The 24,477-nt window shown below is 59.0% G+C and carries 27 protein-coding genes; 14 read left to right on the forward strand and 13 right to left on the reverse strand.

The annotated features are described in order from the left end of the window. Nucleotide 1: 1 nt before the first annotated feature. The 3 genes from ACQZ5M_RS17810 to ACQZ5M_RS17820 form a co-directional block, all read right to left on the reverse strand. The gene (locus ACQZ5M_RS17810) at nucleotides 2-964 is read right to left on the reverse strand and encodes a 2-hydroxyacid dehydrogenase (protein ID WP_296074979.1); all 963 of its coding nucleotides are present in this window, start codon (nucleotides 962-964) and stop codon (nucleotides 2-4) included. A 167-nt stretch (nucleotides 965-1,131) separates the two neighbouring features. Then, a complete protein-coding gene (locus ACQZ5M_RS17815; protein WP_296014373.1) occupies nucleotides 1,132-2,154 on the reverse strand; it encodes a LacI family DNA-binding transcriptional regulator in 1,023 nt (340 codons plus the stop codon). Nucleotides 2,155-2,276: 122 nt separating this feature from the next. Then, nucleotides 2,277-2,786, reverse strand: a complete 510-nt coding sequence (locus tag ACQZ5M_RS17820; protein WP_296040103.1) for a MarR family winged helix-turn-helix transcriptional regulator — start codon at nucleotides 2,784-2,786, stop codon at nucleotides 2,277-2,279. Nucleotides 2,787-2,865: 79 nt separating this feature from the next. Here ACQZ5M_RS17820 and ACQZ5M_RS17825 point away from each other — a divergent pair, with 79 nt between their 5' ends. The 3 genes from ACQZ5M_RS17825 (at nucleotide 2,866) to ACQZ5M_RS17835 (ending at nucleotide 6,309) form a co-directional block, all read left to right on the forward strand. Continuing rightward, the gene (locus ACQZ5M_RS17825) at nucleotides 2,866-3,657 is read left to right on the forward strand and encodes a creatininase family protein (protein ID WP_449080409.1); all 792 of its coding nucleotides are present in this window, start codon (nucleotides 2,866-2,868) and stop codon (nucleotides 3,655-3,657) included. 310 nt (nucleotides 3,658-3,967) lie between these two features. Then, nucleotides 3,968-5,119, forward strand: a complete 1,152-nt coding sequence (locus ACQZ5M_RS17830) for a CobW family GTP-binding protein (RefSeq protein ID WP_449080410.1) — start codon at nucleotides 3,968-3,970, stop codon at nucleotides 5,117-5,119. 200 nt (nucleotides 5,120-5,319) lie between these two features. Further along, nucleotides 5,320-6,309 (forward strand): WD40 repeat domain-containing protein, encoded by a 990-nt coding sequence (locus ACQZ5M_RS17835; protein ID WP_449080411.1) that lies wholly within the window; start codon nucleotides 5,320-5,322, stop codon nucleotides 6,307-6,309. A 56-nt stretch (nucleotides 6,310-6,365) separates the two neighbouring features. Here ACQZ5M_RS17835 and ACQZ5M_RS17840 read toward each other — a convergent pair whose 3' ends face one another. After that, complete coding sequence (locus tag ACQZ5M_RS17840; protein ID WP_449080412.1) at nucleotides 6,366-6,812, reverse strand: glyoxalase superfamily protein; 447 nt, start codon at nucleotides 6,810-6,812, stop codon at nucleotides 6,366-6,368. 251 nt (nucleotides 6,813-7,063) lie between these two features. Further along, a complete protein-coding gene (locus tag ACQZ5M_RS17845; RefSeq protein WP_449080413.1) occupies nucleotides 7,064-7,747 on the reverse strand; it encodes an OmpW/AlkL family protein in 684 nt (227 codons plus the stop codon). 339 nt (nucleotides 7,748-8,086) lie between these two features. On the opposite strand from ACQZ5M_RS17845, the gene ACQZ5M_RS17850 reads away from it, so the two are divergent. From ACQZ5M_RS17850 to ACQZ5M_RS17860, 3 genes are all read left to right on the forward strand, one after another. After that, nucleotides 8,087-9,901, forward strand: a complete 1,815-nt coding sequence (locus ACQZ5M_RS17850; RefSeq protein ID WP_449080414.1) for a methyl-accepting chemotaxis protein — start codon at nucleotides 8,087-8,089, stop codon at nucleotides 9,899-9,901. A 225-nt stretch (nucleotides 9,902-10,126) separates the two neighbouring features. Beyond that, nucleotides 10,127-10,783, forward strand: coding sequence for an AraC family transcriptional regulator (locus ACQZ5M_RS17855; RefSeq protein ID WP_449080415.1), 657 nt, complete (start codon nucleotides 10,127-10,129; stop codon nucleotides 10,781-10,783). After that, nucleotides 10,734-10,952, forward strand: a complete 219-nt coding sequence (locus ACQZ5M_RS17860; protein WP_449080416.1) for a GyrI-like domain-containing protein — start codon at nucleotides 10,734-10,736, stop codon at nucleotides 10,950-10,952. Before ACQZ5M_RS17855 ends, ACQZ5M_RS17860 begins: the two co-directional genes overlap by 50 nt. 123 nt (nucleotides 10,953-11,075) lie before the next feature. Here the strand turns inward: ACQZ5M_RS17860 and ACQZ5M_RS17865 are convergent, their stop codons facing one another. After that, nucleotides 11,076-11,642, reverse strand: coding sequence for a GNAT family N-acetyltransferase (locus tag ACQZ5M_RS17865; protein WP_113180913.1), 567 nt, complete (start codon nucleotides 11,640-11,642; stop codon nucleotides 11,076-11,078). 286 nt (nucleotides 11,643-11,928) lie between these two features. Further along, nucleotides 11,929-13,062, reverse strand: coding sequence for an ornithine/lysine decarboxylase (odc2, locus tag ACQZ5M_RS17870; protein ID WP_113180914.1), 1,134 nt, complete (start codon nucleotides 13,060-13,062; stop codon nucleotides 11,929-11,931). Nucleotides 13,063-13,604: 542 nt separating this feature from the next. Between odc2 and ACQZ5M_RS17875 the strand changes: the two genes are divergently transcribed. The 3 genes from ACQZ5M_RS17875 to ACQZ5M_RS17885 all read left to right on the forward strand — a co-directional run bounded on the left by ACQZ5M_RS17875 (nucleotide 13,605) and on the right by ACQZ5M_RS17885 (nucleotide 16,639). After that, the gene (locus ACQZ5M_RS17875) at nucleotides 13,605-14,498 is read left to right on the forward strand and encodes a LysR family transcriptional regulator (protein WP_296080937.1); all 894 of its coding nucleotides are present in this window, start codon (nucleotides 13,605-13,607) and stop codon (nucleotides 14,496-14,498) included. A gap of 75 nt (nucleotides 14,499-14,573) precedes the next feature. Continuing rightward, nucleotides 14,574-15,221 (forward strand): DUF1007 family protein, encoded by a 648-nt coding sequence (locus ACQZ5M_RS17880; RefSeq protein WP_296101247.1) that lies wholly within the window; start codon nucleotides 14,574-14,576, stop codon nucleotides 15,219-15,221. Nucleotides 15,222-15,490: 269 nt separating this feature from the next. After that, the gene (locus tag ACQZ5M_RS17885) at nucleotides 15,491-16,639 is read left to right on the forward strand and encodes a nickel/cobalt transporter (protein WP_449080466.1); all 1,149 of its coding nucleotides are present in this window, start codon (nucleotides 15,491-15,493) and stop codon (nucleotides 16,637-16,639) included. Nucleotides 16,640-16,746: 107 nt separating this feature from the next. Here ACQZ5M_RS17885 and ACQZ5M_RS17890 read toward each other — a convergent pair whose 3' ends face one another. Both ACQZ5M_RS17890 and ACQZ5M_RS17895 read right to left on the reverse strand, forming a co-directional pair. Next, entirely contained in the window at nucleotides 16,747-16,887 is a 141-nt protein-coding gene (locus ACQZ5M_RS17890; RefSeq protein WP_162743375.1) for a hypothetical protein, read from the reverse strand. Nucleotides 16,888-16,937: 50 nt separating this feature from the next. Continuing rightward, the gene (locus tag ACQZ5M_RS17895) at nucleotides 16,938-17,642 is read right to left on the reverse strand and encodes a hypothetical protein (RefSeq protein WP_313058170.1); all 705 of its coding nucleotides are present in this window, start codon (nucleotides 17,640-17,642) and stop codon (nucleotides 16,938-16,940) included. 410 nt (nucleotides 17,643-18,052) lie between these two features. Here ACQZ5M_RS17895 and ACQZ5M_RS17900 point away from each other — a divergent pair, with 410 nt between their 5' ends. Beyond that, entirely contained in the window at nucleotides 18,053-18,853 is an 801-nt protein-coding gene (locus tag ACQZ5M_RS17900; RefSeq protein WP_343107673.1) for a hypothetical protein, read from the forward strand. Nucleotides 18,854-18,985: 132 nt separating this feature from the next. On the opposite strand, the gene ACQZ5M_RS17905 is transcribed toward ACQZ5M_RS17900, so the two are convergent. After that, on the reverse strand, nucleotides 18,986-19,159 hold the full coding sequence (locus ACQZ5M_RS17905) for an SDR family oxidoreductase (protein WP_449080417.1): 174 nt from the start codon (nucleotides 19,157-19,159) through the stop codon (nucleotides 18,986-18,988). A gap of 119 nt (nucleotides 19,160-19,278) precedes the next feature. Here ACQZ5M_RS17905 and ACQZ5M_RS17910 point away from each other — a divergent pair, with 119 nt between their 5' ends. Next, nucleotides 19,279-20,223, forward strand: a complete 945-nt coding sequence (locus ACQZ5M_RS17910) for a bile acid:sodium symporter family protein (RefSeq protein WP_449080418.1) — start codon at nucleotides 19,279-19,281, stop codon at nucleotides 20,221-20,223. A 176-nt stretch (nucleotides 20,224-20,399) separates the two neighbouring features. Next, a complete protein-coding gene (nhaA, locus tag ACQZ5M_RS17915; protein WP_449080419.1) occupies nucleotides 20,400-21,614 on the forward strand; it encodes a Na+/H+ antiporter NhaA in 1,215 nt (404 codons plus the stop codon). Between the two features lie 96 nt (nucleotides 21,615-21,710). Here the strand turns inward: nhaA and ACQZ5M_RS17920 are convergent, their stop codons facing one another. After that, nucleotides 21,711-22,442 (reverse strand): SDR family oxidoreductase, encoded by a 732-nt coding sequence (locus ACQZ5M_RS17920; protein ID WP_112360736.1) that lies wholly within the window; start codon nucleotides 22,440-22,442, stop codon nucleotides 21,711-21,713. Nucleotides 22,443-22,523: 81 nt separating this feature from the next. Here ACQZ5M_RS17920 and ACQZ5M_RS17925 point away from each other — a divergent pair, with 81 nt between their 5' ends. Together ACQZ5M_RS17925 and ACQZ5M_RS17930 are read left to right on the forward strand one after the other, a co-directional pair. Next, nucleotides 22,524-22,916: a winged helix-turn-helix transcriptional regulator gene (locus tag ACQZ5M_RS17925; protein WP_449080420.1), complete on the forward strand. Its 393-nt coding sequence runs from the start codon at nucleotides 22,524-22,526 to the stop codon at nucleotides 22,914-22,916. Between the two features lie 178 nt (nucleotides 22,917-23,094). Further along, nucleotides 23,095-23,565: a hypothetical protein gene (locus ACQZ5M_RS17930; RefSeq protein ID WP_449080421.1), complete on the forward strand. Its 471-nt coding sequence runs from the start codon at nucleotides 23,095-23,097 to the stop codon at nucleotides 23,563-23,565. Between the two features lie 58 nt (nucleotides 23,566-23,623). Here the strand turns inward: ACQZ5M_RS17930 and ACQZ5M_RS17935 are convergent, their stop codons facing one another. Next, nucleotides 23,624-23,974, reverse strand: coding sequence for an HNH endonuclease (locus ACQZ5M_RS17935; protein WP_296014399.1), 351 nt, complete (start codon nucleotides 23,972-23,974; stop codon nucleotides 23,624-23,626). 183 nt (nucleotides 23,975-24,157) lie between these two features. Then, nucleotides 24,158-24,361: a DUF4287 domain-containing protein gene (locus ACQZ5M_RS17940; RefSeq protein ID WP_296014400.1), complete on the reverse strand. Its 204-nt coding sequence runs from the start codon at nucleotides 24,359-24,361 to the stop codon at nucleotides 24,158-24,160. Between the last annotated feature and the right edge of the window lie 116 nt (nucleotides 24,362-24,477).

Raw genomic sequence — 24,477 nt, forward strand, 5'->3', positions numbered from 1 at the left:
ATTATTCCTTGACCGGTGTTTCCGGCACGGGTGTGATGACCTTTCGCTCAGACAGCCAGCCGAGAACATTATCGGCCACCAGATCGGCCATGGCATTGCGCGTCGGTACTGATGCGGATGCCACATGCGGCAAGAGCGAGACGTTGTCGAAGGCCAAGAGCGCTTCCGGCACCTTCGGTTCCGCATAGAACACATCCAGACCGGCAGCGCCCAGCGTGCCGTCCTGCAAGGCCTGTATCAACGCATCTTCATCGACGCTTGAGCCGCGCCCGACATTGATGAACACGCCGTTCGGGCCAAGAGCGGACAGGATCTCACCATTGATGGCCTTATGCGTTTCCGGCGTGCCGGGCACGATGCAGATCAGAATATCGACCGCGCTCGCCATCTCCTTCAACGAGGCATGATAGGTGTAGGAGAGTTCATCACGCTTGCTGCGGGTGTGATAGCCGATCTCCACCTTGAAGGGCTCCAGCCGCTTGGCGATCTCCTGGCCAATGCGGCCCATGCCGAACAGGCCCACCTTGCGACCGCGCAGCGAAAACGGCGAGAGAGCGAACGGCCCTTCCTTCACCCACTTGCCCTTACGCAGATAGGTCTCTGCCTGATAAAGGCGCCGCACGGTGTTGATCAGAAGCGCAATCGTCGTATCGGCCACTTCGTCGTTCAGCACATCCGGCGTGTTGGTAACGATGATGCCACGCTTGGCCGCATGCTTGGCATCGACGCCATCATAGCCCACGCCGAAATTGGCGATCACTTCCAGATTGGGAAGCGCATCGATCCAGGCCGCGTTGACGCTGCCGGAGACGGCCACTGCGCGAACGCGGTTCGCCACATCGGCGGAAATGGTGGGGGTCGCGCCCGCAGGTGCGGTCACGACCTCTACCTTGCCTTCGAAGCGTTCCAGAACGCGCGGATGGATTTTTCCCGGAACGAGAACGACGGGCTTTTGATCTGACATGGGCGATGATTCCTCTTGCAATGCGCATCTCCAAGGACAGCGAACGATGCTCTCACGGGACATGCATGAAGCCTCAAAGCGGCGATACCGCTCTGCGATGGGAAAAGGCTAACCGATGCGCGTCAAAATCAAAACCCGCTAATGAACGAGAACGGTACTGTCGTTCATCAATGTCGTGGAATGCAGGGTCCGGTGGATTGGCGGATGCGCATTTCCGGCTTGATCAGGTGAATGCCGTCCGGCTCATGGCTGCCCGCCAGCCTGTCGAGCAGGGCACGCGCCGCAAGCCGCCCGACTTCCGCCTGGCCGTTGGATACGGTCGTCAGCGATGGCGTGGAGATCGACGCTTCTTCCAGATCGTCATAGCCGGTGACGGAAATATCCTTGCCCGGAACGAAGCCTGCTCGCGAAATGCCGTTCATCAGGCCGATGGCGACAAGGTCGTTCCAGCACACCGCAGCCGTCGGCTTTTGCGGTAGCGACAGGAAGTTGACAGCCGCCTCGAAGCCGCCCTGCTTGGAGCGTGCGCCTGGAATGCGCAGGTTCGGATCGACATCGATCCCCGCCTTGCGCAGCGCATTCACATAGCCCTGATAGCGATCGCGCCCGGTCGATGTCTGGTCCGTGCCGCCCACCATGGCAATGGTCCGGTGGCCAAGGCTGATCAGGTGGTTGGTGGCAAGCGAAATGCCATAGCTGTCATCGCCGCGAAATGTCGGCATGTCGACACCATCCATGGAGCGCGCCACCAGAATGGCGGGCATGCCGTTTTCTTCCGCAAGCTTCAAATCCTCGGTCGGCGTACCGATGGCCGGAGACATGATCACGCCGTCGCTGCCAAGCTGAAGCAGCGTTTCCAGAAACGTGCGCTGCTTTTCGACCGAGTCGTAATGGTTGGACAGAATGAAGGTCTGGCGGCTGCGGTCCAGTTCGCTTTCGATGGCTTTGAGAATTTCCCCGTAGAACGGGTTCATCACATCATGGAAGACGACGCCGATAATGCCGGAGCGGGAGGTGCGAAGGCTGGCGGCACGGCGGTTATAGATATAGCCGAGCGCACGGGCCTGGTCCTTGATCTTCTCGCGCGTGTCGGCAGCCACAAGCGGACTGTCGCGCAGTGCAAGAGAAATGGTGGCTGTCGAAAGCCCCAGGCTTTCGGCAATGGTTGAAAGCTTGACCTTTTGCGCCATGTCCCCTCCCCGAGATTGCGCATCGCCTCCCGGCGACGTTTAAATTGTGACTAAACAATTTAAACAAAACGCGCAAGAGGTTTAATATTTGCACAAACTGTTAAAAAGGACGCTTAAATTATTTAATCGATTATATCGAAAGCTTGCAGGTTGGAATCGATGGCGCGCAGCAGTTTGACCACCGTCTTCACCTCCTTGGCCGATAGCCCGTCCACGGCGCGGGCGCTGCAGGCGGCAAGTGAGGCGTTGATATGATCGACGCTTTTCTGGCCCGATTCCGTCAGCTTCACCATGGTCAGCCGGCCATCTCCTTCACCGGCGCTGCGCTCCACGAAGCCCTGTGCTTCCATGCGGCCAATCGTGCGCGTCATGGTAGGAGCCTTGACGCCAAGCTTCTGGGCAATCTGGCCTGGCGTCATGCTGCCTTCCTGCGCCAGCGCCAGGATCACGCCGTCCTGCCCGGCGTAAAGGCCGCTCGCTGCCAGATTGTGGCTGAGCGCGGTGCGCATGGAGCGTGCGGCCTGCGTGATGGATTGCGCAAGCTCTTCCGGGTTGAAGGCTATGTCCTTCTTCTTCTGCGACTTGTCTTTCTTGGATGCCTTGTCCTTCTTCGAGACCTTGTCCTTGCTCATTCAGCCCGTGCCTTTTGCCAGATCGCGAAACGACTATATGATGTTGTAACTTTTAACGAATATAGGCGCAGATCGCCATATGCCACACACATACACGCAATTTGACGACGAAACGATAACAGACGGATTTCACCCTCGGGAGACGATCGCGGTGCTGCCGCTCGGCGCGCATGAGCAGCATGGTCCGCATCTGCCCTTCGAGACGGACACGCTGATCGCAAAAGGCATCGTCACGCGCCTGAAGGCAGCGCTGCCGCAGGATTTTCCCGTCACATTCCTGCCTGTCGAACCCATAGGCTATTCCATCGAACATATGGATGTGGAAGGCACCAAGACGCTTGCCTTCGATGAGGCCGTCAACCGCTGGCTCGACATCGCACGCGCACAGCATGAAAAGGGCATCGTCAAATTCGTCATGCTAAACGCCCATGGTGGCAATTCGCCGCTCCTCACAATCGTCGCCACCGAAGCGCGCAGGCGCTTCAACATGCTGGCCGTTGCCACCAGCTGGACGCGGTTCGGCCTGCCCGAGGGGCTGATTGCGCCACAAGACAAGGCCATCGACATCCATGGCGGCGATATCGAAACCTCGGTGATGCTCGCATTCGCTCCGAACGAAGTCGCCATCGACAAGGCCGCGAATTTCCCCTCGCGCCAGAGTGAATTTGCGAGCCGCTTCACCCATCTGCGCGCCTATGGCCCGCATGCGTTCGGCTGGATGATGAGCGACCTGAACCGCCAAGGCGTGGCCGGAAATGCCGCCGCTGCGAGCGCTGAAAAGGGCGAGGCGATCATTGCTCATTCGGTGCGCGGCTTGGTTGCGCTTCTGGACGACGTTCGTGCCTTTGATATGAGGGCATTCGATGCCTGAAGCGTGGTCCACGCAAAACCGTACGGCGGTTTTGCGATCAGGACATGCGACAAGAGGAGGACCTGACGCGTCGGGAATGAACCTGAAAGATCGCGACGCCATTTGGCCGTTCGTGCGAACTGGAAGTCGGTTTTGCGACAACGCCAGGCGGCACAATGGCGTAGAGCGTCTTCGAACAGATCCGAAAGCTCGCGACACTCTACCATCAAAATTCTTGAACAGAATTTCTTTGAACTGCCTTCTTCGCAAGCCTATATGAACGGCAACATTTTGTCTGTCGCGCCAACCGGCCGCATATTCGAGGTTTTTCATGACCGAAGCAAACACCGCCTCCCCCGCAGCGCCAAAGCCCATCCCCGTCACCGTGCTGACCGGGTATCTGGGTGCCGGCAAGACCACGTTGCTGAACCGCATTCTGACCGAGAACCACGGCAAGAAATATGCCGTCATCGTCAACGAGTTCGGTGAAATCGGCATCGACAACGACCTGATCGTGGAATCTGACGAAGAAATCTACGAGATGAACAATGGCTGCATTTGCTGCACGGTGCGCGGTGACCTGATCCGCGTCGTCGAAGGACTGATGCGCCGTCCCGACCGTTTCGACGGCATCATCGTCGAAACCACCGGCCTTGCAGATCCCGTTCCCGTCGCCCAGACCTTCTTCATGGATGACGATGTGCGCGCCAAGACAGAACTCGATGCGGTCGTGGCGCTGGTCGATGCCAAGCACCTGCCGCTGCGCCTGAAGGACAGCCGCGAGGCCGAGGACCAGATCGCCTTTGCCGATGTCGTCGTGATCAACAAAAGCGATCTCGTGACCAAGGAAGAACTGGCCCGCATCGAAGACATCGTGCGCGCCATCAACCCGTCGGCGCGCATCTACAGGACCGAACGCTCCGGCGTCGATCTTGCCCGCGTGCTGGATCAGGGCGCCTTCAACCTGGAACGCGCGCTGGAAAACGACCCGCACTTCCTCGAGCACGGCCATGAGGATCACGTCTGCGGCCCCGATTGCGACCACCATCACCACGATCACGACCACCACCATCATGGGCATGATCACGATCATCACGGGCATGACCACCACGGTCACGACCATGATCACGACCATCATCACGGCCATGATCATGACCATCACGCGCCGTCGCCCATCCATGATGTGACGGTCCAGTCCATTTCGCTGCGCGGCGGCGAGATGAATCCCGAGCGCTTCTTCCCCTGGATTCAGAAGGTGACGCAGACCGACGGTCCGAACATTCTGCGTCTGAAAGGGATCATCGCCTTCAAGGGCGATGCCGAGCGTTACGTGGTGCAGGGTGTCCACATGATTATCGAGGGCGATCACCAGCGTCCGTGGAAGGAAGGCGAAAAGCGCGAAAGCCGCCTCGTCTTCATCGGCCGCGAACTCGATCGCGCAAAGCTGGAAGCCAGCTTTCATGCGTGTGAAGCGAAGGCGTAAACTGCTCACTTGATGCCGGCCCAGCGCAAGTCGGGCCGGCACAGGCAGCTTTGGCCCCGCCATCTCCTCCTGCGTCCTCCTCGGCCCTCTGGTCAAGCCCGATGGTGACCCGAGGCTCCACGCCGCACAGGGTGGACGAAAACAAACCACCCCACCCCATACCGCAGCCAAAACACATACAGACGAAAGACTCATCGCCCATGCCAACCGTTGCTCCTCTTGACCTTGAAGGCCACGTCGTCGCGGCGCATTTTCTGGGCGATATTCCGCTATTTGCCACCTCCGCCGGCACCATTCACCGCCTGGACGGCGGCGAGAAGGTGACCGAGGCCCACCAGGGCCTGCTCACCTGCATCCGCGATCCCCACAGCGCCACGCTTCTAACCGGCGGCGAAGATGGAAAGGTGCTTCGCGTCGGCCATGACGGTACCGTAACCGAGCTTGCCCATGTGCCGCGCAAGTGGATCAACGTGGTGGCGGGAGGCCCGCAGAAGGCCGTGGCATATGGCGTGGGCAAGTCAAGCTTCGTGCGCCTCTCCGACGGCACCACCAAGGAGTTCAAGGAAGACCGCACGGTGGAAGGCATTGCCTTTGCGCCAAAGGGTCTGCGCATCGCCGCTGCCCGCTACAATGGCGTGACCCTGCACTGGGTGGCAACCGCTGGCGATCCGGTCGATCTGGAATGGAAAGGCGCTCATACCAGCGTCACCTTCTCTCCCGATGGCCGCTTCCTCGTGACAAGCATGCAGGAAAACGCTCTTCATGGCTGGAAACTCGATGCCCCGAAGGGTGCCGACGCCCGCCACATGCGCATGACCGGCTATCCCGGCAAGGTGAAATCGCTCTCCTGGTCGCCCAAAGGCAAATGGCTGGCCTCGTCGGGCGCTCCTGCGGCAATCGTCTGGCCGTTTTCCGGCAAGGATGGCCCGATGGGCAAGGCGCCGGAAGAACTCGGTACCCGCGGCAATATCATGGCAGCCCAGGTCGCATTCCATCCGGCTGACGACGTGCTGGCCATCGGCTTCATCGATGGCATGATTCTTGGCGTGCGGATGGCAGACGGCAAGGAAGCCTTGCTGCGCCGCCCCGGCAAGGGCGCAATCTCCGGCCTCTCCTGGAGCGCCAACGGCAAGCTGCTGGCCTTCGCGTCCGAAGCTGGCGATTGCGGCATCGTCGATATCTCGGCCTGACCGGCGGCTGGCACCAGCCAGCCATCCGGCTCGACCTTAAAGGGTTCCCGCCACCCTCACCACGTCAGTTCCACCTGTGCCCGACCGTCGGAGGTGCGCTCCACGGTGCGGCCACTCACATCCACATTGCAGTGAACCCGCTGGCGCAAGGCCGAGAAGCTGTCGAAGGTGACGACATCGACCGGATCGTCGAAATGCATCGTCAGACGATAGCGCTCCGGATCGCCACCGAGTGACTGCACGCCGAGGATGGCGCCGGTAAAAGGCTGGCCGAGATAATAGCCGCTGACCCGCGAGCCCAGCATATAGGGATTGAAGGGCGGCCGATTGCCGACGGCGGCATGAAGCGTGTTCCAGTCGCGATAGCCATATTGCGCCGCAATCAACTCCAGCGCGCGCGAATGGCCGATCGCCGTGCCTTCGCCGGCAAGCCGGGCGCGAAGGCGCTTCGCCTGATCTTTCAGCGTATCGAGACTGGGTAGAGGTAGTGTCGTGTTCCGCATGGCGGTTCTCCTGCATCGGCATACGTCGTTTGAGGAGGGGTCCGCATTGCCACCGTCTGCATGCCTGAAAAAGGAATGACCGTATCGGAGGTTTGAAAGAGAGTTTCACCAAAGCTGTGACGCTTGCGGACGGCAGGGACTCTCGCCCTGACGCCGTCTTTAGCGGATTTCGGGGTGACGGTCAAACAGGACGCCCCAGAGCTCCCGCGCTTTGAAAAAGGGCGCCGCGGCTGCCCGCAGCGCCCTCCTCCCTAGAACCGGTAGGTCACACCGGCACCGACAAGCCACGGATCGAGCTTGGCCTTGCCGTTGATGTCGCCGAAAGCGTCGCTCGTTGCCGTCCACTTCGTATCGAGGAATATCTTCTTTACGTCGAAGTTCACGCCCCAGTTCTTCGTCACCATATAGTCGAAGCCGACCTGCACGGCCGCACCGAAATCGTTCTTCACATCGAGATTGCTGAAGCCCGGCTTTTCGCTCTGGTGATAGAAGAGCGAGTAGTTCACGCCGGCACCCACATAGGGTTTGAAGGCGCCGAAATCTGTAAAGTGATATTGCAGCGTCAGCGTTGGCGGCAAGAGCCAGGTCTTGCCGACATCGATCTCGCTAAGCGACCCCGTCGTTTTGATCCTGGAAAAGGTCGTGCCGAGAATGAGTTCGGCGGCGATGTTGTCGGTGAAGAAGTAGCTGATATCGAATTCCGGGATCACCGTGTCCGAATAAGAGAGCCCAGCACCCGGCACGCCGTTGATCGTGCCGCTGTCATGGGTGAGAACACCGAGCGCTCGAACGCGGATCATCCACGGGCTTGCCGCAGCGATCGCTTCTTCAGCCGTGGGGGCCGGCGCAATTTGTGCCAGGTCCGCCGCGAAGGCAATGCCGGGCAGAGCGCAGCACAAAAGCGGAAGGATGGCTTTTCGGATGGTCGCAAACACGTTTTCTCTCCTTGATCAGATCGATGAACACGCGTCTTCGCTTCGCGCCCGCAAGGTTTGGATTCGGCGCAAAAGAGCGGAGAAGGTGTGTCGCGCCTTTCCTATCTCTTCGAACGACTGAGGCATTTGAGGTGGATCAAATCGCATGGAAAGGCTCAAGCCCTGGCGCCTTTTGCTCTGGGAGGCCAGAGATTTACGAAACCTTAACCACGCCAAAACAGATTTTTATTATTAACTATAATTAGTTCGATCTAAACCTATCTTTGCGACGTTATTTCCCGGACTCAAGCTATGACCCTAATGCCGCATCTGGCGATGAGGGCCCGGAGAAAGACAACCATGCGAGTTTCCATTTCAGCGGCCATTACAGCCACAGGCATTGCCCTGATTGCAGGCGTGCTTCTGACACTTCTGACAGGCGCTGGGGCGCTAAACAGGTTGAAGGTGAATGGCCCGATCTATCAGGACATCATCTACAGCAAGGACCTGATCGCCGATATTCTGCCGCCGCCGCTATATGTCATCGAAAGCTATGCGCTTGCCAATGAAAGCGCCTTGCATACCGATACGCTGAACACCAACGCAGCACGCATGAAGGTTCTGAAAGACCAATATGAAGACCGTCGCCAATACTGGAAGACGACCACCCTGCCAGATGCCCTGAAGGCCAAGCTTTTCGATGACGTGCTGGTCAAGGGTGACGATTTCTGGCGCGAAATGGAAACCACAACGCTCCCTGCCCTTTTTGCCAATGATCGTGCAGCCATTACCGCATCCTTGAGCGCGCTGCGGGCGAAATTCCATCTGCATGAAGCTGCCGTCAACCAACTGGTGGAGATGGGAAATGTCTTCGGCGCGGAAAAGGAAGCCTATGCTGCCTCCCAGACCACCCTGCTACAGGGCGCAAGCTATGGCCTTGGGTTCTTCCTCATTCTTCTGTGCATCGCCTCCACGCTCTTTACCAGGCGCCGCGCCATCCGCCCGCTGGGCGACATGACCCACGCCATGACGACGATGGCAGGCGGCGACCTGACGGACGCTCCGCCGCACCTTGGCCGCAAGGACGAGATCGGCGCCATTGCAAAGGCGCTTGCCATCTTCCGCGATGCGGGGTTGGAGAAAAGACGGCTGGAAGCGCAAGCCGAGGAAGCGCGCCAGGCAAGCGATGCCGAACGCCAGGAGCGCGAACGGGAGCGTCTTGCCGATGCCGACGCGCTTCGTTTTGCCGTCGAGCAACTGGGCGGTGGCTTGAGCAAGCTCGCAAATGGCGATCTCAGCCGCAATCTCGAGCAGCCCTTCCATCCGCGCTTCGAAACCCTGCGACAGAATTTCAACGAGTCGGTCGCAACGTTGCGTTCGACGCTTCGGGAGGTTCTGTCGGAGACCGTTCAATTGAACCGACAGGGGCAGGAACTGCGTGGCGGCGCCGACAATCTGGCGCGCCGCACCGAGCAGCAGGCAGCCGCGCTGGAAGAAACCGCCGCAGCTTTGGAGCAGGTCACCTCTACCGGCAAGGCCTCGGTATCGCGCGTGGAAGACATGCGCAATCTGGTCAAGGATGCGCGCAACTCCGCCGTCCATTCCTCCGCCGTCGTTGGTGAGGCGATTTCGGCCATGAGCCGCATCGAGACGGCATCGGGTGAAATCGGCTCCATTATCGGCGTCATCGAAGGCATTGCCTTCCAGACCAATCTTCTGGCGCTGAATGCCGGTGTTGAAGCGGCGCGTGCGGGCGATGCCGGAAAGGGCTTTGCCGTCGTGGCGCAGGAGGTGCGCGATCTGGCGCAACGCGCTGCCGCCGCCGCCAAGGAAATCAAGCAGCTGGTCGCCAGATCCAGCCAGGAAGTGGCAGGCGGCGTCGATCTCGTTCAGTCGACCGGTTCGGTTCTGGCCGAAATCCAGGCCGTGGTATCGCGCATCGATCTCAACATCGACGCCATCGCAACCGCCGCTCGCGAACAATCCGTCGGTCTTGCCGAGATCAACACCAGCGTCAACACGCTGGACCAGATGACGCAGCACAATGCCGCCATGGTGGAAGAAACCAACGCCGCCACCCAGACGCTGGCAGATGCCGCCCACACGCTCGCCTCGCTCGCAGGCCGGTTCCATATCTCCGGCAACGACCAGGCGCAGGTCCAGCGCGCCGCGTAACCCGGACGGTATGATGGCATGGCGGCACCCTCCGCCCTGCCCCCACAAGTGAGATATCGACCTGAAGCGTGGAGCGGTTTTGAAGCACCGCAACACGCTTCAGCCTTTTCTGCGTCCCATAAAGCACGCTCTCGACGCACCCTTGCCGTCATCGCAAAGTCAAATACGATCAAGCGCACCAGCCTCCGATCCGCGATAAGGACCGGGTGAAGCACGGGAGAGCCCATGGCCGTTGTTGAAAGACTGATCTGGCAGATCGAAACGGATCTGCACACAGACCTGTCCCTGACCTCGCTGTCTGAGCGTTGCGCGGTCAATGTCCATCACATGTGCCGGATCTTTCAACTGGCCACAGGCATGTCGATCATGAGCTACGCGCGCGCCCGCAGATTATCCAAGGCGGCACGCGCCGTCGCCCATGGTCAGGACAACATCATCGCCATCTCACTCGATGCTGGCTATGGTTCTCACGAGGCATTCACACGTGCCTTCGCACATTGCTTCGGCATCACGCCAAGCGCTCTGCGAAGCCATCGATCCATCGCCACTCTCGATCTCATGGAGCCTTTTGAAATGAACAAGGATATGATTGTTCCGGTTGCAGCCCCCCGCCTGGAAGAACGCGGCGCGATGCGGGTGGTGGGACTTGGCATCGACTGCGCCTTTGGCAACACCGGCGCGATACCGGCACTCTGGCAGGCCTTCAACGCCCGCGAAAACGAGGTGGAAAACGCCGTGCCGGGAGCCTTATACGGGGTCTGCTGCATGGGGGACGGCGCCGGCAATTTCCGCTATATCGCGGGAGTAGAGGCAAAAAGACTCGACATCCGGGATGGAGCATATCGATATCCCCGCACACCGATATGCCGTCTTCACCCATAGCGGCCATATCTCGGACTTTGCCAAGACAGTCTATACGATCTGGAACAAGGCACTGCCCGACGCTGGCCTGAACAGCGCACAGGCCCCGGACTTCGAACGCTACGATCACCGCTTCGATGGGCGCACCGGTCGCGGCGAGGTGGAAATCTGGATACCGATCGTTTCGTGAGTAGATTGCAGGATTGGCCGGAAAGCAGCAGCCCACCCGCAAATAAGAAGAGCCGCCCCCATACCGGGAACGGCTCTCTTGGTTCACAGAGTTACATGGCAGACCCAAAAGACTGCCTGTCCATCAGGAAAAGCGACGACCGCTCGCCACCAGCATGCCAGCGGCACCATCCAGCCAACCCGCCTTCAGTTCCAGCGCCAGAAAGCGGTTGCGCTCGAAGGGGCCTGGCATGACGAGGTGCTGGGTCTTGTTCGCGAAGAAGCCGAAGCGTTCGTAGTACGGCGCGTCACCGACAAGCAGGATTGCGCCGTGGCCGCGGCGGGCAGCTTCAGCGATTGCCGCGCGCATCAGCCCCGAGCCGATACCCTTGCCCTCATGCGCGGCATCGACGGCGAGCGGTCCGAGCAGCAGGGCGGCAACCGGGCGGCCTTCGCGGGTCACGCCCGCCTCGACGTTCCACAGGCGCACGGTGCCGATGACATGGCCATCCTCATCACGGGCAACCAGCGCCAGACCTTCAGCAGGCACACGGCCAGCACGCAGCTTCTCGGAAGACTTGCGGCGGCGGCCAGGGCCCATGGCGCGGTCCAGCAGGTTTTCGCGCGCGACGACGTCGCTGGCGTTTTCGGTATCGATGAAGAATGTCTGCGGCGTGAAGAATGCACGAACCGAATTGAGAACAGCGGCCATCCCGGCCTCCCGTTACCAAGCCGCCCACGAAAGCGGCACCTGCGAAAGAACATGTCGCGCCCGTTTTTGATCAAAACCTGCAACGACAAGGATTGAACCGTTCCGGCCCGGCGCGCGCCGCAAGCTTTCCCTCGGCTGGACAGAGGGCTTGGCAAGCAGGGTTTGCGCCAGGCCCGGGCGTCAGCCGGGCCGGAACGGGAAGATCCGGGAAAACGCCACCCGCCCCAACGGGCGGCGTCTCGCGCAGATCACATTGCTTTGGATCAGTAAAAACCCTGAGACGGGTTTAGATCACATAGGCCTTCAAAGGCTCGAAGCCGTTGAAAGCGACCGCCGAATAGGTGGTCGTGTAGGCGCCCGTTCCTTCGATCAGAACTTCGTCGCCGATGGTCAGCGAGACCGGCAGCGGGTACATGTTCTTCTCGTAGAGCACATCGGCGCTATCGCAGGTCGGACCGGCCAGAACGCAAGGCTCCATCGTGTCCTCATCGCGCGTGGTGCGGATGGGGTAACGAATGGCTTCGTCCATGGTTTCGGCCAGACCGCCGAACTTGCCGATGTCGAGGAACACCCAGCGATGGTTGTCATTGTCGGACTTGCGAGAGACGAGAACGACTTCCGCCTTGATCACGCCCGCATTGCCAACCATGCCGCGGCCCGGCTCGATGATGGTCTTCGGGATCTGGTTGCCGAAGTGCTTGCGCAGCGCCGTGTCGATCGCCTGGCCGTATTCTTCAGCGGCGGGAACGTCGCGAAGATACTTGGTCGGGAAACCGCCGCCCATATTGACCATCTGCAGGTGGATTCCCTGCTTGGCAAGAGAGGCGAAAACGCGCTTGGCATCGCCAACGGCTGCATCCCATGCGTCGAGGTTCATCATCTGCGAACCGACATGGAAGGACACGCCGTAGGATTCGAGACCCAGCTGGTGTGCATAGACCAGAACGTCGACAGCCATCTGCGGCACGCAGCCGAACTTGCGAGACAGCGGCCATTCGGCACCTTCGCCATCGGTCAAAACGCGGCAGAATACGCGGGCACCTGGGGCTGCGCGGGCAACCTTCTCGACTTCCTCATGGCTGTCCACGGCGAAGAGATCGATGCCGAGCGCGTGAGCGCGTGCAACATCGCGTTCCTTCTTGATGGTGTTGCCGAAGGAGATGCGGTCGGAGGTCGCACCGGCATCGAGCGCCATCTGGATTTCAGCCACGGAGGCGCAATCGAAGTTGGAGCCCATGGAAGCGAGCAGCTTCAGAATTTCTGGAGCCGGGTTGGCCTTGACGGCGTAATAGATCGCGCTGTTCGGCAGGGCGTGACGGAACGCGTGGAAATTATCGCGCACGACGTCGAGATCGACCACAAGGCAGGGACCTTCGGGACGGCGGGTATTGATGAAGTCGAGGATGCGAGCAGTCGTCATCGTTGTGTTCCCTAACTTGATCCGGCTCCGGAAAATTCCGGAGGACAAAGAACGCTCGAGATATGCAAGACGAATCAGCCGGTGGAGGCGCAGATTCATTCGCATACGCTCAAGGCGCAAATGTGAACAACGCCCTGCCAGGAGCATTATTCGGCTTTGTCTGCCATGGGATTGGAGGGAATCATACCCAACCGCACTTACGGCAATGATGGTGTGCCTCTTCAGTACCCCGGCTGATGGAAAGCCGGCAGAGAACCAGAAAGGCCCGCACCGTCGTTGCTTCGTATGTCCTCGCATATCCGGTTGGCCGGAACAGCGACTGGAGGGGTTAATTCCAGGTACCTTACCGAACTCCTCACCACATCGAGGGTCGGCGGACACACATGGGCACGTGCGACTTTGGGCAGACCGGGAGATAAGAATATTCGCCGTCATAATCAAGAGGAATTTTTCACCACATCGCGAATTTTTTCGGCAGCTATTTTGTTATTGGACAGTCCGTCCCGATCGTTCAAATATATGGAACAAACAGGAGTTTTTGGATGGATACGCTGACCCGCATTCGCGCCTTTATCGACGTGGTCGAGGCGGAAGGTTTCTCCGCCGCCGCGCGCAAGACAGGACGCTCCAAGGCGCTGCTGTCCAAATATGTGCGCGAGCTGGAAGACGATCTCGGCGCACTGCTTCTCAACCGCACCACGCGGCAGTTTTCGCTGACGGAGGCCGGCCATACCTATTACCGCACCGCCTCCGATATTCTGAAAGAGATCGACAATCTCGCCGACCTGGTGCGCGAGAAGAACTCCGACCTGAAAGGCAAGCTACGCCTTTCCGTGCCGCGCACCTTCATCGATGCCGATGTCGGCCAGAGCCTCATCGATTTCGCCCGAGAAAACCCGGAGCTTTCCATGGAGATCGTGGCCGACGACCGCTTCGTCGATCTGATCGAGGAAGGCTTCGATCTGGCAATCCGCATCACCAAGCTGGAGGATTCGGGCCTCATTGCCCGCAAGCTGTCGGATTTCCGCGTTCATGCGGTGGCGACACCCGATTTCGTCAACCGCCACGGACCATTGGAAACCCCGCAGGATCTCGGAAAAGTGCCCTGCATCATCGACACCAATTCCCGCTTCCAGAATCACATCCGTTATTTCGAGCCCGGCGGCGGCACCAATTCGGTTGCGACGCGAGGACCGATCGAAGTCAACAGCCCGCAGGCGACGCTGCGCGCCGCACGCTCTGGGCTCGGCGTTGCCATCGTGCCGGATTTCATCGCTCGCCCGCATATCCAGTCGGGCGAACTGGTGACGCTTTTCGATGAGTATATTTCCCGCGATCGCGGCATCTACGCCGTCTATCCGCACCGGCGCTACCTGCCCGCCAAGGTGCGCAGCTTCGTCGATTATCTCTCCAACTGGTTCCGAAAGAACGGTTGATCGGCGCTCCGCCGAAATTCAGACCCAATTTGTTATAGAGTAACCGCAGATTCGCCCGAGGATAAAACGCGGCCCATGAAAAAACTCATTCTACCAATGGCCGCCTGCGCCGCTGCCTGTCTTGCGCCGCTTAACGCTTTCGCCCATCCGCATATCTTTGCCGAAGCGCGCATGGAAATCATCGAAGGCGCGGATGGCAATGTGCAAGAAGTGCGCAACATCTGGCGCTTCGACGAGATGTTTTCCGCAAGCGTGGTCCTGGACTACGACAAGAACAGCGACGCCAAGCTCGACAAGGAAGAGCTCGCCGAAATCGGCAATACGGTGCATGAATCGCTGGCGGAATATTCCTACTACACCTTCATCGCGGTGAACGGAAAGAACATCGACTTCAACAAGCCGGACGTCATCCATGTGGATTACAAGGACGGCCAGATCCTGATGTTCTTCTCGGTCAAGCCGAAGAACCCGCTACCGGTAAAGGGCAAGCTCTCCTTCGGCGCCTGGGACCCGACCATGTATACGGCCATCGATTTTGCCAAGGACACCGACATCGTGGTGAAGGGTCCGCACCTGGCCGCCTGCAAGCACAAGGTGGTGCGCCCGGACCCGGATGAAATCATTGCCCAGAACCAGAGCAGCCTCACCGACGCCTTCTTCAACGACCCGACCGGCACCGACATGACCAAGCTCTTTGCGACAAGACTGGAACTGCAATGCTAGAGGATGGCGTTTCACCGCAGGGAGCCCGGCAGGCTGAGGGATTGATGATTACCCTGAAACGCTCGCTTTGGGTCATCCTCGGGCTTGACCCGAGGATCCATGTTTTCAACGGCTCATGGATGGTCAGGTCACCCTCGGAAGTGACCTGGGGGCCGACCATGACGCCGGAGAGGTCGTTGGGTTGGCAAGACTCCTCCCGCCGCGCAGACGCGCGACGACTGGATTCCTGTCACAAGGACAGGAATGAGGGAAGCAAGCTTCTCCTCGCGCTGACCACCCTCACCCTGCTCTTCGCCTCGCTCAGCATCGCCCACGCCCAGTCGCCGCTCGGCATCGGCTCGGCGGAACCCTCCATTTCCGTCGGCGGGCCGCTGGCACCCTTCTTCCAGTGGATCAATGTCCACCAGCAGAGTTTCTACCGCGCCCTGACCGGCGCGCTGAAAGCCATGCGCGAAGACCCATGGGCGCTGACCTCGCTGATCGGCCTCTCCTTTGCCTATGGCGTGTTCCACGCGGCTGGCCCCGGCCATGGCAAGGCGGTGATTTCCTCCTACATGATCGCCAACGAGACGCAGCTGAAACGCGGCATCCTGATCTCCTTCGTTTCGGCGCTGATTCAAGGCGTCGTCGCCATCGGCCTCGTCGTCGCGGCTTACTTTCTGCTGCGCGGCACCTCCATCACCATGACGAAAGCAACGCAGGCGATGGAAATTGCCAGCTTCGCCATGGTCGCGCTCTTCGGCGCATGGCTCTTGGCGCGCAAGATCTGGAGCATGCTGCATCGGCGCTCTGATCATCACGCGCTCGCATCCCCGCAAACGCCCGCACCGGCGCTTGCCCCATCGTCATCGGCCTCACCTGTCGCAAGCGCCAGCCTGTCCGCCAGCCCCGTGCTCTCGTTCAAGGCAGCCGAAAACGGAACGACCGGCTTCGGAGAGCCCGCAGGCTCAGCACCCCGCCGCACCGGCATGGGCAGCGGCTTGCGCTTCCAGGGCCAGCCGGTCTTTGCCGATCACGCCCAAAGCGGCAGCGGTGATCTCTGCGATGCCTGCGGCAAGGCGCATGCGCCCGACCCCCTGCTCTTCCAGTCCCGCACCTTCAGCCTCACCGAAGCCTGGTCGGCCATCGTCGCGGTCGGTCTTCGCCCCTGCTCCGGCGCCATCATCGTCATGAGCTTTTCCATGCTGAACGGCCTGCTGCTCGGCGGCATGCTCTCGGTGCTCGCCATGTCCATCGGCACCGCCATCACCGTCTCGCTCCTCGCCATCCTCGCCGTCACCGCCAAGGACGCCGCCATCCGCTACGCCGGAACCGGCAGCCGCCGGGCTTCAAGGATCGCCAATGGGATCGAGATTACCGGTGCGCTGGTGGTGCTGTTGATGGGGCTGGCGCTGTTGGGGGCGTCGTTGCAGGCTTAGGATGTTCAGCTTCACGAAATCTCGGTCCGATGCGAGTTCGCCAATATCAATTGGAACAGGACACTTTAGAGAAGTGACCCCTCTGTAATAATAGTAATATTAGGAATTTAAACTAGCAGAAACGCTAATAAAAGAGCGCTGACGACAACCAATATAGTGAAGCGCCCACTCGCCGAAACTTCGAAATTATTAACCCGGACGTGAAGCTTTTCGACATGCTTATCTGTCGCCAGTTCTTTTTTGTTCATAAATTTCTCCATTAGGAGAAGACTACATGACAGCGCCCGTGTTGCGCACGTCATTTAGGATGCAACAGCGGCTTTAAGCGTCCATTTTCATCGAACCACGCCGCGAAATCCTTAGACTCACGCTCAAACTCACCCTCTTCAAACCAGCGAGACACGCTGCTTGCCTCCAATCCGAGGATACGGGCAAGGCCGCGAATGCTAGGCTTGTCACCTCGAGCAAGCATCTGACCTGCAATCATGAGGGCGGTTTGCTTCCGCTCATGTAACTCAAAATTTCGAAAGTATTTCCCTCGAACCCCTCCCAAGCGATTTTGGATTAGAACCATCAGGTCGCGAGGAATTTCAAGCTGGTCCGTCCAACTCATTCCATCGAGAGCGACCACGATTATCCAGTCAACAAGGCTCGGCGGGAGCGCCATTCCTCGGCCAACCAAGTGAGTCTCGCCCTTCGCTACGAGTTCCTTTGCAACGATTAGCTTTTCCATGCATTGCAAAGCAACTTTGCTGATCGCGTCTGGATTCGCATCAAGAATCCCAGCGATATCGGCAGGGTCAAAACCGTACTTGCGCAGTTCTGGTTCAATTTGGAAAAGGGTATCCAAGCCTCCCGAAGCGGAAATCTCTATTTCGGCATCCGGATGAGCTCTTCGCAAAGCAAGATACGTCTCCATCGTTGGATTGCGCTTATACGCAAGGGATAGCTCGTTGAAGCTGCCGTCCTCTTCCACGCCCCACTGTCGATGTTCGTCTGACATGTTTACCCTAAGGCCGGGATTTGTTTCACTATATTCGAGTTGAACCGTGTCGACTAGCTCAAGCGCGAACTGCAAACGTTAGAGGAGCACAGAGAAACCCTCTCGTAAAGCAGATCTAAATGGATGCGCCTGAAAGGTAAGGACGGTTTGCAGTTTAGTCGACCCCTGAGAGCAGCTCGCCGTTAGCAACGAGTCTAGGAATGAAGACGATCAAATTAGGCTGATAAAGGCACTGCTTGAACGGCTAATGCGAGAAGTAGCGCACCGTTCGCTGTATCACTGCCAATAACTTTGGCCTTCGCCCGGCGTGAGGTTCGCTCGAATATATTCTCGATCCACAAGTTTGGGTTACTGTGAGGTGTGTGTTTGCTTTAAAACGAGCACTTTGATTATCGGGAGACGCGAGAGAAATGTCAGTTAGCCGGTTCCACGATCTACGCTTTCTACCGCACCACAATTTTCCTGGTGCGGAAGAAGTATTCGATCGTATGCGGTCTGCGCCCAAATTCGTGTTTTCGCGTGACGTGATCGAATGGCTTACGGAGCATTCCGAGGATTATTCGCATGCGGTTGCAGTTGCTATCGAAGCAGGGAGAACAGAGCTTCCATACGGGACCATGCTCATTGAATGGAATGATAATCCCGATGAGCGGATATTCTGGATGATTGAAGGCGGAGGAGGCAACAGCTACCAAATATGGCCCGCCTTTCACTATCGTCGCGCCAAGCGCAGTATGGTTTTTGGAGACTACTTTCCAGCGTCATTTACTTCGAAAGGCGAAGCATTTGTTAAAAGGTACCGCGGGTCAGTACCCACGCCTCTTCTGCGCTCATTTATCGATTCGTACGCCCCAACAGCCGGGATAGCCCTCTGCCTTGCGATGACGCTTCATGTACGTGGTATCGTCACGCGAGAGCCCGCTCCGATCAGTCCTAAGCTAGATGCCGCGCGGACTAAAAGCGGCAAACCGCCTATCACCAAAGATTATGTAACGGTGCACATCGGCTACGCTACAGATAAGCAAGGCCAAAATCATGCTTACGAAGAAGGTCGTGGCCACGTCAAACCGCACGTCCGTGCGGGCCACTACAGGAATCAAGCCGTCGGTCGCAATCGACAGGAGCGCAAGAGAATTTGGATTAATCCTTATCTCGTCAACTACGGCCCGGATACAAAGATCCAGCCGCAACAGTATCTCGTAGTTCCCTAAAACTATGTGCTGCGATTTGTTCCCCTTCCATTTCCCTGCAATGCAATGCCTACCAGTTCGTTGGGTTAAGGTGACGTAAATTTTGCAGCACCCGGCCCCTTCAAGGTCAGGCACGGCATCTCACCTTAAGCGTTAAACCTGCCCCAACCCACCATCAACTCCGATTTCAGCCGCGGCAATGTAGCTCGCATCATCGCTCAACAGAAACAGCGTGTTCGCGGCCACTTCCGAGGGTTTTGCCATGCGTTGCATTGGAATAGGCTCACCACTGGGTGTACGCACGTCGACTGCAGCTGTCGTCCACATCCCTGCTGAAAGCAGGCAACGGTAATATTAGCAGACACGCAATAACCCAGCCAAACTGACCTTGACAGTCAAGCTGACGCATCTAGACGTCCCGCTAGCATTTCGTTGGAGGGACAGACATGAAGGCACTGGCGCAGATATCGTCGTTCGTTGGCAAGACATTCGCGGCCTGGGTGGTGCTGTTTGCGGTCCTCGGCTTCTTCTTTCCCGATACGTTCAAGCAGATCGGTCCGTGGATCGTGACGTTGCTGTCCATCATCATGTTCGGCATGGGTCTTACCCTTTCGCTTGATGACTTCCGCGAGGTGGTGAAGCGGCCTTTCGATGTGACGATCGGCGTGCTCGGCCAATTCCTGATCATGCCGCTTCTGGCGGTTCTTTTGACCAAGTTCATTCCAATGCCGCCGGAAGTGGCGGCAGGCGTGATCCTGGTGGGCTGCTGCCCCGGTGGCACATCCTCCAACGTCATGACCTATCTGTCCAAGGGAGACGTGGCGCTCTCTGTTGCCTGCACGTCGGTCACCACGCTTGTGGCTCCCATCGTCACGCCCTTCCTCGTCTGGCTGTTTGCCAGCCAGTACCTGCCCGTCGACGGTTGGGCGATGTTCATGAGCATCATCAAGGTGGTGCTGATACCGCTGGCGCTCGGCGCAATCCTGCAGAAGCTTCTGCCCGCTTTCGTCAAGGCCGCCGTCCCCGCTCTGCCGCTCGTCAGCGTCATCGGCATCGTGCTGATCGTCTCGGCGGTTGTCGGCGCGTCCAAAGCGTCCATCGTGCAATCCGGCCTGATGATCTTCGCCGTCGTTATCCTTCACAACGGCCTCGGCTACCTGCTGGGCTTCTTTGCGGCGAAGGCCTTCGGCCTGACGCTTGCCAAGCGCAAAGCCATTGCCATCGAGGTCGGCATGCAGAATTCCGGCCTCGGCGCCGCACTTGCCACGGCCTATTTCTCGCCGCTTGCCGCCGTGCCCAGCGCCATTTTCAGCGTGTGGCACAACATATCCGGCGCACTGCTCGCCAACTGGTTTGCCGGACGGGTGGAGGACGAAGAAGGGCTGCGCTGAAACGTCGGCCTCCCCGGCAAAAAAGCTTAAAACGGACGCGCAAGATGCCGGTTTTGGTGGAAAAACGCACCAAACTGCGCTATGATTGAAGCTCACAGCGCGTGCTGCGTGCGCTGCGGGTTCCCCCGAAATCGACGGAGACTAAGATCAACTTCCAACAAAGGGAGGGTGAGCCTGTGTCTTCGACATCAAATCCAGGTCGCATCAATTCCACACTTCGCAAGTTTCTCGACAACGGGGCCTCTGGTGGCCTCGTGCTCATGGCCGTCGCACTTCTTGCCATCATCACGGCCAACTCGCCTCTGGCTGAAGATTATTTCCATATCCTCCACGTCTATATCGGACCGCTGAGCATCCAGCACTGGATCAACGACGCCCTGATGGCGGTGTTCTTCCTGATGGTGGGTTTGGAAATCAAACGCGAAATGCTTGACGGACAACTCTCCAGCTGGAGCCGCAGGGTTCTGCCGGGTGCTGCCGCAGCGGGCGGCATGATATGTCCGGCACTCTTCTACGTCCTGCTGAACCGCGACAATCCAGCCGCCTTGCAAGGATGGGCCATACCGACCGCGACGGACATCGCTTTTGCCCTTGGCGTGCTCTCCCTGTTCGGATCGCGCGTCCCGACCTCGCTGAAGATCTTTCTTGCAGCCCTCGCCATCATCGACGATCTCGGTGCGGTCATCGTCATCGCTGTGTTCTACACGGCAGACCTGAACCTGGTCGCTCTTATCGGCGCCGCTCTCGTTTGGGGCAATCTCTTCATCTTCAACAGGATGAAGGTAAAGGTGCTGTGGCCCTATCTCCTCCTTGGCGCTGTGCTCTGGGTGCTCGTCTTTGCGTCCGGCGTTCACGCAACACTGGCTGGCGTGATGCTGGCGCTGACGATCCCGCTCAAGTTGACGCCCGGCACACCGGAAGCGACGCCGGACGAGTCGCCGCTTCATCGCCTCGAGCATGCGCTGCACAAGCCTGTTGCCTTCATCATCGTGCCAATCTTCGGCTTCGCCAATGCAGGCGTCTCCCTTTCGGGTCTGAGCCTGTCGGTGTTTACCGAGCCGCTGACAATGGGTGTGGCGGGAGGCCTTTTCTTCGGCAAGCTCATCGGCGTGTTTGGCATCGTCGCCGTGCTCGTGAAGCTCGGTCTGGCGCAACTTCCCGCGCAGGCAAGCTGGGGACAGGTGGCAGGCACGGCACTTCTATGTGGCATCGGGTTTACGATGTCGCTATTCATCGGCTTGCTGGCATTCAACGATCCGGCGGTGCAGGATCACGTCAAGATCGGGATTTTGATGGGATCGCTCGTGTCCGGTTTGAGCGGAGCCGTTATCCTGACACTGACCAGCCGGCGGCAGATGACATCGCAGCGTCCAGTCCACACGACAGCCTGACGGCTCCACGTCGCCAACCATCGTGAGCCGCGGGCTCAGGATGGTGATCGTGGCTGCCCGACCCCTTCGCGATCGGGCAGCATCTTCCATCCGCCCTTAAGCCTGCAGCAACCCGCCATCGACGCAGAGCTCGGCGCCGGCGATATAGCTTGCCTCATCGCTCAGCAGAAACAGCGTCGCCGCGGCCACTTCCGCGGGCCGCCCCATGCGGCCCATCGGGATTGGCGCGACGATGGCCGCGCGCACGTCGTCTGCGACGGAGGCCATCATGTCCGTATCCGTCGGGCCGGGCGCAACCACGTTGACGCGGATGCCTTTGGGGGCGAGTTCGGCCGTCCAGGTTCTTGCATAGGAGCGGACGGCCGCTTTGGTGGCGCAATAGGTTCCGTAACCTGCGTAGCCTGCGCTACCGGCAATCGACCCGATAAGGACAGCTGAGCCTCCTTCTCTCATGGCAGGCAGAGCGGCCTGAAAGCCGAAGACCATCCCTCTAACGTTGACGTCGAAGTGGCGGTCGAAATGCTCCGGCGTGATCTCGGCGATGTGTGACGGTTCGGAAAGACCGGCATTCAAGACCAGCGCGTCGATATGGCCATGGGCTTGGCGGACGGCTTCGACAACCGCGAGCATATCTTCGGGAGATCTTGCATCGGCGGCAATGCCGACCGCGCCATTGCCAATCCTCTGGGCTGCCTTTTCGGCCTCCTCCCCCTTGCGGCTGGTGAGGAAAACCTTTGCGCCTTCGGCAGAAAGCCGCTCTGCTATGGCGAGGCCGATGCCCTTCGCGCCGCCCACGACCAGAGCCACCTTGTTGTTCATGCGAGCCATCGTAATTCCTTTCACTCAATGGTCCCGCCATGATATACGGTGGATATCTGATATCAATTACGCACCTTGGATAGCCTAGATATGGACGAGTATACCGACCTGGAAACCCTCTCTCAGCAGGCGCTCTGCGATATGCCAAAAGTCCGCCCGGTGCTGGACAAGATCGCCGACAAATGGACGATCCTGATCCTGACCGTGATCTGCCCAAAACCATCGCGCTTCAACGAGATCAAGCGACGTCTGGATGGTATCACTCACAAGGCGCTGGCAGACGCCTTGAAGAGGCTGGAGCGCAACGGCCTCGTGACGCGCACGGTTCTGCCCACCCAGCCGATTGGCGTGGAATATGCCATCACGCCGCTCGGCCATTCCCTGCGCGAGCCATTCGAGGCGCTCTGCGCCTGGGCGATGACCAATGGTGAAAAGATCGATGCGGCGGCGAAGACCTATGACGAGGCACGGGATTGCCGTTGACGCCCTGGGACGCGCGTCCGACAATGCATGGGCCTTGGGTGAGTACGGCGCGACAAACCATGCGCGGGCAAACCATCATCGTCCTTCGGCATCTCCCGTCCCGATCAACCTGAGTGGAGGCAGAAAAGCGTTGAAGCCTGACGCCTGACCCCATAAAGCCTGCTCGGAAAATGTCTCGATGCTGGCAGCAACCGCTCTCTCCGATCAAGGCAAGCACGCCGCAGCCATGGACGCGAACAAAGGAACTGAGATGTCGATCACGGTACAGAAGACAATTCCCGCGCAGCGCATGCACCAGTTCGATCAGATGGTCGATCGCTGGCTGGCCGAAGGTCCGATCAGGCTCGCGACCAATGCCACGATCACCGCGATGGACAATGCCGGGATCCCGAAGGAAGAACAGGCCGCGATCATCGAGGACCGGGATATCATCATGCGCTACAATATGCGCCTCGGCGTCATCAGCGAACTCTTTGCCCCCGCCATCGAAAAGGCAGTGGCTTCAACCCGCTCAGGCAGCGAAGCGCAGGACGAAATCGCCCGGCTGATCGTCACGGCCATCGGCCTGCGCCAGAGCGATGACAGCGAGTTGGTGACCTTCACATTCTCCAGCCAGGCCGAAGCGGATCTGTTCGATCAGTCTGTCTGAAAGCTTCGCTGAACGCGCGCCTGGCGACCGCACATTTGTTTCCGGAGAACCTCGCCGCTTAGGATTTGCGCCCTCGGCCGAATGACTGCCGCGAGTCTTTGGCGGAGTCCGCAAAGCCTGGCGGCTTGTTCTTCACCCACGTAACGAAGGTCTGCACCGCAGGGTCTTCCAGAATCGCCTCGATCGTCGAGAATTTCTTGGCAAGTTGCGCGTCGGTGAAGATCGAATGGATCTGATCGTGGCAGACCCGGTGAAGGCACACCGTCTTCTTTCCGCCCTTGCTCTTGGGAACGAGATGATGCTGGACTTGCTGGTCATCCGGAATGACGCGCTCGCACAATGGGCAGATCACCGGCTCTGGCGTCGGCTCGTCCCATGATTCCAGCTCGTCCCTGTTCTTTCGCGCCATGGCTTGATCTTTCCTGTTCTGCGCACGGATACCGGTTACTTGCGTGGGTAAGCGTATGACCTTGGTCCTAAAGCATATCGCGCACAGGTGTGCTGCGGTTTTGCAGTAGAGACATGCTTTCGCACGAAAAGATCAAAACCACGTGGCTTGTTCCGACGCCATCTCAATCGGACGACGTCGTCTTCACTCCTTTAACGTATCCGCAACGAGAGCATTGGCGTGCCCGTGGCCCAAGCCATGCTCCTGCTTCAGCCAGGCAACCAGCTCCATGTGCTTCTTGCCGCTCTGACTGCGAATGAGTTCTTTCCACTCTGCGATCGGTCGGCCGTACTTGGCTTCGATGGACGGGAAATAGGAGGCTGGACCTTTCACAGGTTCTTTCGTCATGGCTGATCTGATACTCGATACATGTCCCAACCAAGAATAGCACAGCGTTCAGCTTCCGTAACCTTTTATCGATCGTGATTTAGAACATGCTAACACACAAATGTGATCGACCGAAC

Source organism: Rhizobium sp. 22-785-1 (genome assembly GCF_053521965.1).